The organism is Galbibacter sp. L-19 (assembly GCF_056857615.1).
In genome coordinates, this window is sequence record NZ_JBSXNL010000067.1 from 357,412 (window position 1) to 368,255 (window position 10,844).

Sequence of the window (10,844 nt, forward strand, 5' to 3'; positions counted from 1 at the left end):
GTTAATTATATATGTTTAACATTAAAAAACTAATTGTCATGAAGAATTTAGGATTTATTTTAGCTTTTGTTATGGGACTTGTAGTTATAAATACAAGCTCAGCGCAAGTAGATTTCCCCAAAGCCGATTTTTTAAATACAATGAATAGTTTTGATGATATCGGACTAGATCTATCTCCAGATAAATCTAGTGAGCTAAAGGATTTGAATAAAGGATTAGTGGATAATGTTTCAGACATATTAAATAGCGATAAAGATCAGGATAAAAAAATAGCCGACTTAAAATCGCTTCAAAAAGATACTAAAAAGAAGGGAATAGATATCCTTGGGGAAGATGACTTTAATAAGTACAAAAAGTCTATGAAAAAGAAGCTTAAGCCTTTTAATAGAAAGGTAAAACTTTTAAAATATGCATTGTAAACTAGATGCATTTGGTTTGATATAGTAGGAGTTATCGATAATTAATAATACAAAAGCTGAACAGTGGTCTCATTGTTCAGCTTTTTTATGTCTTACCTATTTAGCCACAAATACCCGGATTTATTTTATCACTTTTTATGGATAGTTTTTTTCTTTATAACTTCTGACTTAAAGAGGCAAAGGAGCAAAGTTGTAAATGTGAGAAAAAAAGTCGGAAGTCCGAAGACCGAAGACGGAAGTGTTCAGTTGGTAGTTACAGTATGCAGTTTTTTTCATTGTAACATCGTAACTCCATAGCAGCATAACTTTTAACTCAAAGAGGCAAAGTTTTAAATTTGTGAATGTACTAATTTGCTAATTTGGAAATGAGGAAATGAGGAAATGTGAGAAAAAAGTCGGAAGTCCGAAGACGGAAGTGTTCAGTTGGCAGTTACAGTATGCATTTTTTTTCATTGTAACATCGTAACTCCATAACAGCATAACTTTTAACTCAAAGAGGCAAAGAGGCAAAGTTGTAAATGTGAGAAAAAAAGTCGGAAGTCCGAAGACGGAAGTGTTCAGTTGGCAGTTACAGTATGCAGTTTTTTTCATTGTAACATCGTAACTCCATAACAGCATAACTTTTACTTCAGACTCCCGACTTTTTCAATCCTTCAATCTTTAAATCTTTCAATCTTTCAATCTTTAAATCTTTCAATCTTTCAATTTTTAAATATAAAGCAAAGTATTCAGTAGGCAGTCTTCAGTTTGCAGTAAGTTTATGGTTAACTATAAATTCGAAAAAGAGTTAGAATGCATCTATACTCTTTGCTCTTTATTCTTATCTCCTGTCTCCCAACTTCTTTCTCTATTCTTATTTCATCTTAATACTTTGTACTAAGTACTTAATACTATTTAGCCATTCGTGTATTTGTGGCAGAACAACTTAACAATGAAACAAAAAGATGTTAATATGATTAAAAATGAAGCTTTTTAATTATTAAAACCGCAAATAAGTTTCTTTAAATATTATATATTCGCAATCTAACTTAAACTATTATTTGGCATGGCAATACTTTCCTTTGTAGGATTTACGCTTCTTGTGGCAATAATCGCATATTTTGCTACAAAAAAAACAAACGAAAGCTCATCAGATGGATACTTTCTTGGAGGTCGGAGTTTAACAGCAGGAGTAGTAGCAGGCTCCTTATTATTAACAAATTTATCTACCGAACAGATAGTTGGTCTTAACGGACAGGCATATTCAGAAGGAATTCTAGTAATGGCTTGGGAAACTTTAGCAGCTATTGCAATGGTAATTACTGCTATTTACTTACTACCACGTTATTTAAAAGGCGGACTAACAACGGTTCCTCAATTTTTAGAAACACGTTACGACAAAGGGACTAAAACAATAGCTTCGGGACTCTTTTTGTTAGGGTATGTTGTTATTTTTTTACCAATTGTTTTATACTCTGGTTCTTTAGCAATTTCAACTATGTTCAACATCCCAGAAATGCTAGGCGTTTCGCTTAATACTTCTATTTGGATTTGTGTATGGGGAATTGGAATTATAGGCTCTATATACGCTATTTTTGGAGGTTTAAAAGCAGTAGCAGTTTCAGATACAGTAAATGCTGTAGGGCTTTTAATAGGAGGTTTAATGATTCCTGTTTTTGGATTAATGATGATTGGAGATGGTTCCATGACGGAAGGGATTACAACCCTAATGCGAGAGGCTCCAGAGAAATTCAAATCTATGGGAGATAGCTCAAGTTCTGTGCCTTTTAGTACTATTTTTACAGGTTTAATGCTTGTACAAATGTTCTATTGGGGAACAAATCAAGCTATTATTCAACGTGCACTTGCTGCAAAAAACCTGAAAGAAGGTCAAAAAGGACTGTTATTGGCTGCTTTTATTAAAATATTAGGGCCGCTTATTGTTGTGCTTCCTGGTATTATTGCTTTTTATATTTTTGGTCCAGATTTGGAAACTCCAGATCAGGCGTATCCTTTATTGGTTAATAAAGTTCTTCCTACAGCTTTAATTGGATTCTTTGCTGCAGTACTTTTTGGAGCTATATTAAGTTCGTTTAACAGTGCTTTAAATAGTTCTGTAACCTTATTTAGTATTGATTTTTACAAGGAATATATCAATAAAGATGCTTCTGAAATTACCGTTATTAAAAATGGAAAGTATTTCGGGATTGTATTGGCAATTGCAGCAATGCTTATTGCTCCTTTTATTGCAAATGCTCCAAATGGATTGTTTGGATACCTACAAGAAGTTAATGGGTGTTATAGTATTCCAATCTTAACAATTATTGCGGTTGGATACGCTACAAAACGTGTTCCAGCCCTTGCTGCCAAAGTGGCAATTGCTTCTGGAGTATTACTGTATATTGTATATCTATTACTGAAGTATTTTGTAGTAGGAGAAGACAATATGCCGCATTACCTTCATGTAATGGCAATATTATTTGTTATCAATATCCTTATCATGTTGATTATTGGTAAAGTTGCGCCAAGGGAAACAGATTTTGAATTAGAATACACTCAAAAAGTAAGTATTGAACCTTATAAATTCTTAGTGCCTGTAGGAATTACAATATGTGTTATTGTAATAGGAATTTATATGTACTTCGCATAGATTATAGATATATAAAACTTTATAAATTATTATAATAAGCTCCATTTTGGAGCTTATTTTTTTTATTATATTTATAAATGTAAATAAAGTATGACATGTTGAGAAAAGTTTTCGGTAGCTCAGTATTTGGAATTGAAGCCACAACAATAACTGTAGAAGTTAATATAGGGCAGGGGATAGGTTATCATTTGGTAGGGCTACCAGATAATGCAATTAAAGAGAGTAATTATAGAATAGCTTCTGCACTTCAATTTAATGGCTTTAAAATTCCGGGTAAAAAAATTACTATAAACATGGCGCCTGCAGATATGCGTAAGGAAGGTTCTGCATACGATTTAACCTTGGCTATAGGAATATTAACGGCTTCAGAGCAAATAAAAGCAACGGGTTTAGAAGAGTATATAATTATGGGAGAGCTGTCTTTAGATGGGACGCTCCAACCCATAAAAGGGGCTTTACCAATTGCTATAAAAGCTAAGGAAGAAGGCTTTAAGGGGTTTATTTTACCAGATGAAAACGCTAAAGAAGCGGCAATAGTAGCAGGAATAAATGTATTTGGTGTAAAAGATATTAAAGAAGTAATTGCATTTTTTGATGAAGAAATTCCGCTGGAGCAGACCATTGTAGATATTAAAGAAGAATTTTCAAAAGCATTAGATTTTCCTGAGTTTGATTTTGCTGATGTAAAAGGACAAGAAAGTATTAAGCGAAGTATGGAAATAGCGGCAGCAGGGGGACATAATATTATTTTAATTGGACCTCCAGGTTCTGGAAAGACGATGTTAGCAAAACGTCTGCCTTCTATTTTACCGCCTATGACGTTGCATGAAGCTTTAGAAACTACTAAAATTCATTCCGTAACTGGACGGACTATTAATTCGGGGATTATGAATTACCGTCCTTTTAGGAGTCCACACCACACTATTTCTGATGTTGCCCTTGTTGGTGGTGGTGCTTATCCGCAGCCTGGAGAGATTTCAATGGCTCATAATGGTGTTTTATTTTTAGATGAATTACCCGAGTTTAAACGAAGTGTTTTAGAGGTAATGAGGCAGCCGTTGGAAGATAGAGAGGTAACCATTTCTAGAGCTAAATTTACAGTAACTTATCCGTCTAGCTTTATGCTAGTGGCTAGTATGAATCCAAGTCCTGGAGGGTATTTTAACGATCCAAATGCCCCAGTAACCTCCACTCCAGCAGAAATGCAACGGTATTTGAGCAAAATTTCTGGTCCCCTTTTAGATCGAATTGATATTCATATTGAAGTGACTCCCGTTCCTTTTGAAAAACTATCCGAAGATAGAAAAGGAGAACGAAGCACAGTTATAAGAGAGCGAGTTACCAAAGCTAGAGAAATACAGACGCAACGTTTTAGGGAGTTACCAAATATTCATTACAATGCACAGATGAATACAAAACAAATACGAGAGTATTGTAAACTCGAAGTTTCTTCGTTGGAACTATTAAAGAAAGCAATGGAACGCTTAAACCTATCTGCTAGAGCCTACGACCGTATTTTAAAAGTAGCTAGAACAATAGCCGATTTGGAGAATGAAACTTCTATCAATGGAAACCATATAAGCGAAGCCATTCAATATAGAAGTTTAGATAGAGAGGGATGGTTGGGGTAATATTTAGGTTGGTTTTATATATATTTATAATATTCTATTGGAAATTAACTACCTTGAGGCAAGCCTAGGAGGTATTCAAAGGAAAATAATTTAATCAATTTCGACGTAGAATCCTTCAAGATACTTAGGGCAGACTCTAGAAAATGAAATCCTCAATGAAGGATTTAAAGGTTTTATCTATTATTTTTTTGCACTTTATTTTTCTTAGTTAATAGAATAATATTATACATTTTTAAGAATAATTATTTTGAATATCAGATATTTAACTTATTTTCAAGTTCAGTTTAATCTAAGATAAAAATATCATGAAAAAACCTTTACTTCTTCTCTCAATATCAATTTTAATAATTGGATGTATATCACAAAAACAATATGCAGCATTAGAAGCTAATCAGAAGGAATTAGAATCTGAGATTAATCAGAAAAATATGGAATTAAATACCATATATGAGCAATACTCAAATACTGAGTTATTTATGAAAACTCAGCGCTTGAAAAATTTTTCAGGAAATATAATCAACGATTCAATTAGTTTAAATAGTGCTAAATTGAGTACTGATTATTCTAATTCAGATTTGCCAAAATCATTTCTAGAGAGGAATTTCTTTATAGGATTAAGCGCAAACTCTTATGACATCAATAGAGTAGTAGGGAGATTTTATAAAAAAGTGGCAGATAATAAATACTCACCAGTAACCCTTGAAGGTGAGTTATTAAAAGAAGGAAAACTAATTGAGGTTGACATTATTGATGATGGAGCTTTATTTAAAAGCTATATTGAAGAAGGCTCTAGTTTGAATGGTTCAACAGTATTTGGTGGATTTGAAGCAGGTAAAAAAGAAGTGATTGAAATTGGAGTTGTTGATGTTGCTAAAGCGTCAATACCTACAAGTTCTATAAATAAAGAATTGTATAATAAGTATTTAAAAAAAATACAATCTTTTGAAGATAGTGATAAATATTATTATGTTGAAACGGTTACTTTGACAATTGCAACAGGTAATTTATTTAAAGAAGACAAATTTAAAGCAAGTATTGCTGCCTCTACTTATTTCACAGTTGGAGGGGAAACATATAAATCTTCTAATTTATTTAAACGAAACCGTATATTATCTGTTGATTTTAGTAATGTTTCAAATTTAATCGCTACAATAAATTTAGATGATGAGTAAGTCTTATTAACTACACCACCACATTAAAAAAACAACAGATGTAACTCTTGTTGATTGGGAGCTTACCCGAAGCCTGAAGAGATTTCCATGGCTTATAATTGCGTGTTATTACTGAAGGAATTAACCGAATTGAAACGAAGTGTTTTAGAGATAATGGAGTGACCACTAGAAATCACATTAGCGAAGCCATTCAATATAGAAGCTTAGATAGAGAAGGGTGGTTAGGATAGTATCTAGTGTGGCTTTATAGATTTAAGACATGGATTAAATCCCTCATGTTGCTATTCTAAAATTTTAAATCTCGATATTAAACTTACTATTTTTGCTGAACTTACTAATAGTGCTTTAAGCAAGGAAATCAAAGATTTATTTGTGAATTAGTTGCAAACAGAGCGGTTTAGTGAGATAAGGTTATTTTATAAATAATTTTCTAATTAAATTTAGTCATTCACAAAACTTACAGTATATTTATTCATAACGATTAGTACTTTTTAAAATCTTGTAATTAAAGGATTTGTAGAAAATGGATGAAATTATCATTAATTGTGATTTAGGAGAAGGAATCGGGAATGAGGAACAGCTAATGCCTTACATCCAATCCTGTAATATTGCTTGTGGGGGACATGCTGGAAATAGAGAAACCATAGAAAAGGTTGTGGAATTGGCAGTACAAAATAACGTTGCTATTGGCGCGCATCCTTCCTATCCTGATAAAGAAAATTTCGGGCGAGTATCGCTTTCTATTTCAGAAGAACAGCTTATTAATTCCATACAGCAACAACTAAACTTGCTCCAAGAGGTGTTGACTAAGAAAGGAGCTTCGCTACATCATATAAAACCTCATGGTGCATTATATAATGATATTGCTAAGGATGAAGATTTAGCAATGACTTTTTTAAAAGCGATTGGAGATTATAAAAATGAAATGGGAATTTACGTACCTTATAAAAGTAAGATTGCTAGAAAAGCCTTACAGAATGGATTCCGAATTTTCTATGAAGCTTTTGCAGACCGTGCTTATAATGATGATTTGTCGTTAGTAAGTAGAACGCTTCCTAATGCAATATTAACAAATAAAGAGGAAGTCTTAAAACAAGTGCTTCATATAGCAAAAAATGACAGTGTTGTTACTATCAATAATAAAATTGTAGCAACAGATGCTTCTACGTTTTGTGTACATTCAGATACTGAAAATGCACAGGAGATTGTGGAATTTTTATATAATAACATACAAACAGCAACCATTGGATAAATTCAAATTAGAATATCGGCAATACGGAAATAAAGCGTTGTTAATTGAATGGCCTCGAATGGTTAATGAAGCTATTTTAAATGATATTTTGAAGTTTAAAAACGCCATCCTTCAGGAAATAGATACTTTTGAGCTCATTCCTGCATACAATTCTTTGACTTTAATTTCAACAACACCAATCGATTTTAAGTCGCTTACCTCACGCTTAAAGAAAGTGTACAAACAGAATTATACTTTTGAGAAAATTCAGAAAAAATTATGGCATATTCCAGTTTGTTATGATCTCGACTTCGGAATAGATTTAGAAGCTTTTTCCTTAGAAAAAAAGTTGAATATAGAAGAGATAATTAAATTCCATTCCGAACCTTTATACACTATTTATTGTATTGGTTTTTTACCTGGCTTTATGTATTTAGGCGGACTTAATAAAACTCTTCATCATCCGAGAAGAGGAGTGCCTCGTTTGCAAATCCCGCAAGGTTCTGTAGGAATTGGAGGTGAGCAAACAGGGATTTATCCTCAAGAATCCCCTGGTGGATGGAATATTATAGGGAATTCGCCTGTTAAAGTTTTTAATCCAAATAATGAAAATCCTTGTGGCGTTAGTGTAGGAGATAAAATTAAATTTTATCCTATTAATAAAGACGAGCACGAACTAATTACCATTCAAGTAGCTGCTGGAATTTTTCATTTAAAAACATATGAGTTAGATGATACAAATACATAAACCCGGGTTTTATTCTTCTATTCAAGATTTAGGTCGGTTTGAATATCGAGATAAAGGGGTACCTATTTCTGGTGTTATGGATATGATTTCTGCAAAATTTGCAAATAAACTTATTGGAAATCCAGAAAAAGCGGCTGTTTTAGAAATAACGATGACGGGACCTGAATTAGAATTTAATGAAGAAACGCTTATAGCTATTAGTGGCGCTATTATCTCTCCAAAACTTAATGGAAATGATATCTATAATGACGAAGTTTATCATATAAAAAAAGGAGATATGATTTCTTTTGGGAAATTAAAAAATGGATTTCGTTGTTATTTAGCCGTTCAAGGCGGATTTAAAACCGAAACTGTGCTAGGAAGTAAATCGTGGTATGTTTCTTTAACCAACTATTCTCATTTGCAAAGGGGAAAAACATTGGAAATAGCTAAACGGAAAGAATATAAGGTAAAAGAACATTTACCAGGAATGAATCACGATTTTAATAATAAAGAATTGGAGGTTTACAAAGGTCCAGAATTTAATTTACTGTCTAAAGACCAAGTAAACCAAGTGTTAAGCGGAATATTTAATGTTGCAAAGGAAAATAGCCGAATGGCATATCAATTAAAGCAACAGCTTTTTCCACATAAATATTCTATTTTAACCTCGTCAACCCTGCCAGGAACAGTTCAATTTACCCCTGCTGGAAAACTTATTATTTTAATGAAAGACGCACAAACAACTGGGGGATATCCTAGAATTTTACAGCTTACAGAAGAAGCTATAGCGTTGTTGGCGCAAAAACGTACAGATGAAGAAATTATTTTTTCATTAAAAGAGTGATTTTTCTGAAGGAGAAATCTTTTCTTTTTGATGAATTTCTTCAGAAATTAAAATAATAATGTCGTTTTTACTCAAGGATTTAGAAACTAAAGTAGCTTTTTCCTTGAAACTATCATGGGTAAGAAAAAGTGTCCATAAACCGTTTGAAAAATCCGCAAAGTTTATTTTTTCTTGGTAATGAATCATATTACTGTCATAAGCCATACAAACCAATTCTTGAATAATTTTACGAGCCGTATTAATTTTGTTTTCTATAGGTTTTAAGGCGTTAGAAACAGTTTTTGTAATATTAGGAATTAAAGCGGATGCTTTGTCTAATTGAAACCTCTTTTGCGGAATACGTTGATCCAAAGCCCAACGTGAGGCTAATAATTCAATTCTATAGGTTGCTATAGCTGTAAATTCCGACAATTGGTTCCTTCGGAAGATATCTTCAATTTCATTTAAAAAACGGTATAATTCATCGGAAGCACTTAAATCGTCATTCTCAATTAAGTATTTAATTTTCCCTACAGAATGGGTGGTTTTGGAGTTTACACATTGGAAAACATCCAAATAAGAGGTAGTATGTGTCATCTTGCTTTTTGTTTTTAGCAAAATAAAGAAAATATCCGCCAGTTAAAAGGGGAAAATACCTAGTTACGTTTTCGACCAAATGGGAGCTAAAAACGTTTATAAAAGGCATTTAGCGTAAGTCAATATTTTTATATTTAAAGTATAGAAGCTTTAGTTGTTTGTCGTACTGATTACGTTTAAAAGAAGGACCATTGTAGGCACGAGAAAAAGCTTCCCATTGGTTATTTTTTAAGTAACCTATTAAATTATTTACCTCAAGAAATTTTCCAAAAGCTTTTAAATGTTCTCTTTCATGGGTTTGCATAGCCTCTACAAAAGCTGTTATAGATGGATATCCCAAAGATTTGTAATGATATCCCATTATTTGAAATGTTCCCCAAGAGGTTGCTGCGTGGGCACTTTCATAAAAAGCTGCATTAGCTTCTAGTGTTGCAGCAATTCTTAATCTATTGTATTCTCCTTCGCCACCAACATAATATTTCTTTGTCCATTTCTTGTAAAGTACATGTTTAGTATTTTCATTAACATAAGGGGCTGGATCTATATTTCTTTTTACTAATTCTCTCCAAAAAACATGTCCTTCAAATAGTATTTTAGCTTTACCAGAAAGGAGAAAGCCTTTTCCGTTACTTTCAATCTCATTTATAGCTTTAACAGTAGCAAGTTCTATCTCAAACTTTTGTGCAAAATTAATTAAGTCTTTTTCAGAAAGTAGTTTGTCGGTATTATTAAAAAGCTCTCTTTCTATGCTTAATAATTTACTCCAAGTTTTTACTCCTACAATTCCATCTACAACTAAATCATTTTTTTGCTGAAAATCTTTTACCGCATTATCGGTATCTTTTCCAAAGTAATTAGAAATATATATGGAGTATCCTAATTTAAAGAGAATTTGTTCTAAGAGATAAACTGCGGGGTCGGAAGATTTGTATTTGAGGACTTTCATATATGTTGTTTTTAATGAACACTTTAAGTTACTTATTTTAACTAGTATAATCAAAATAGTTTCTATTTAAAAATGTCTTCAATAAGTAACGTTGTGCGAGGTTATAAGTATTTCATCAAAAAAATAAGGAAACCATCGGATATAAACGTTAAAATATATATTTTAGTGGACGAAAGAAAAATTTTTAACCTAAAACAAATAATTAAACCAACTACAAAATGGCGAAAAAACCAAAAAAGTGTATTACACACAAAAAAGCGATAAAACTACAAGACAAGTACGCTAAAACTATTGAAAAAGCGCTTAAAAAAGAATTCGGAAAAGAATTTGCTAGTCAGTTTTGGTGGTCTTTAGAAGAGTTAGAAGAGTACATTGCATATTTTAAACAAGAAGCAAAAGACAAAGGGTATAAAGACTTGGGGTTACGTTTTTCTTTAGGAAGATATAATGACGACGATAAAGAAGGAAATATCTCTGGGTTTATTATGCCTACAGGTGTTAAAGACGTTCCTACTGTTGCAAAAAGCGCCAAAGCAGCTGAACCTGAAATGATAGAAGATGTAGATTCTTATAATGATTCATCAATGGGATGGCCTCCTAATTAAGTGGAGAAAATTAGTGAAGCTATATGTTATATTTACGAATTTTAATTTTTCTTTTTATTAT

The 10,844-nt window shown here is 32.3% G+C and carries 11 protein-coding genes; 9 read left to right on the forward strand and 2 right to left on the reverse strand.

The window, feature by feature from the left end:
- Window positions 1–38 precede the first annotated feature (38 nt).
- From AC13CQ_RS14915 to AC13CQ_RS14950, 8 genes are all read left to right on the forward strand, one after another.
- On the forward strand, window positions 39–419 hold the full coding sequence (locus tag AC13CQ_RS14915) for a hypothetical protein (RefSeq protein ID WP_008614713.1): 381 nt from the start codon (window positions 39–41) through the stop codon (window positions 417–419).
- A gap of 1,045 nt (window positions 420–1,464) precedes the next feature.
- Window positions 1,465–3,048: a solute:sodium symporter family transporter gene (locus AC13CQ_RS14920; protein ID WP_474507482.1), complete on the forward strand. Its 1,584-nt coding sequence runs from the start codon at window positions 1,465–1,467 to the stop codon at window positions 3,046–3,048.
- A gap of 95 nt (window positions 3,049–3,143) precedes the next feature.
- On the forward strand, window positions 3,144–4,679 hold the full coding sequence (locus AC13CQ_RS14925) for a YifB family Mg chelatase-like AAA ATPase (protein ID WP_474507483.1): 1,536 nt from the start codon (window positions 3,144–3,146) through the stop codon (window positions 4,677–4,679).
- A gap of 305 nt (window positions 4,680–4,984) precedes the next feature.
- Window positions 4,985–5,851, forward strand: a complete 867-nt coding sequence (locus tag AC13CQ_RS14930) for a hypothetical protein (protein WP_008614716.1) — start codon at window positions 4,985–4,987, stop codon at window positions 5,849–5,851.
- 54 nt (window positions 5,852–5,905) lie between these two features.
- Window positions 5,906–6,013, forward strand: coding sequence for an ATP-binding protein (locus AC13CQ_RS14935; protein WP_474507688.1), 108 nt, complete (start codon window positions 5,906–5,908; stop codon window positions 6,011–6,013).
- 361 nt (window positions 6,014–6,374) lie between these two features.
- The gene (pxpA, locus tag AC13CQ_RS14940) at window positions 6,375–7,103 is read left to right on the forward strand and encodes a 5-oxoprolinase subunit PxpA (protein WP_335588726.1); all 729 of its coding nucleotides are present in this window, start codon (window positions 6,375–6,377) and stop codon (window positions 7,101–7,103) included.
- Entirely contained in the window at window positions 7,096–7,830 is a 735-nt protein-coding gene (gene pxpB / locus AC13CQ_RS14945; protein WP_335588727.1) for a 5-oxoprolinase subunit PxpB, read from the forward strand. Before pxpA ends, pxpB begins: the two co-directional genes overlap by 8 nt.
- Window positions 7,814–8,656, forward strand: coding sequence for a 5-oxoprolinase subunit C family protein (locus tag AC13CQ_RS14950; RefSeq protein ID WP_008614721.1), 843 nt, complete (start codon window positions 7,814–7,816; stop codon window positions 8,654–8,656). Before pxpB ends, AC13CQ_RS14950 begins: the two co-directional genes overlap by 17 nt.
- Here AC13CQ_RS14950 and AC13CQ_RS14955 read toward each other — a convergent pair.
- Together AC13CQ_RS14955 and AC13CQ_RS14960 are read right to left on the reverse strand one after the other, a co-directional pair.
- Window positions 8,645–9,232, reverse strand: a complete 588-nt coding sequence (locus AC13CQ_RS14955) for a hypothetical protein (RefSeq protein WP_337900639.1) — start codon at window positions 9,230–9,232, stop codon at window positions 8,645–8,647. The two genes, AC13CQ_RS14950 and AC13CQ_RS14955, sit on opposite strands and share 12 nt — an antisense overlap.
- Before the next feature lie 109 nt (window positions 9,233–9,341).
- A complete protein-coding gene (locus AC13CQ_RS14960; RefSeq protein ID WP_474507484.1) occupies window positions 9,342–10,178 on the reverse strand; it encodes an N-acetylmuramidase domain-containing protein in 837 nt (278 codons plus the stop codon).
- A gap of 218 nt (window positions 10,179–10,396) precedes the next feature.
- Here AC13CQ_RS14960 and AC13CQ_RS14965 point away from each other — a divergent pair, with 218 nt between their 5' ends.
- The gene (locus tag AC13CQ_RS14965) at window positions 10,397–10,783 is read left to right on the forward strand and encodes a hypothetical protein (protein WP_474507485.1); all 387 of its coding nucleotides are present in this window, start codon (window positions 10,397–10,399) and stop codon (window positions 10,781–10,783) included.
- Window positions 10,784–10,844 lie beyond the last annotated feature (61 nt).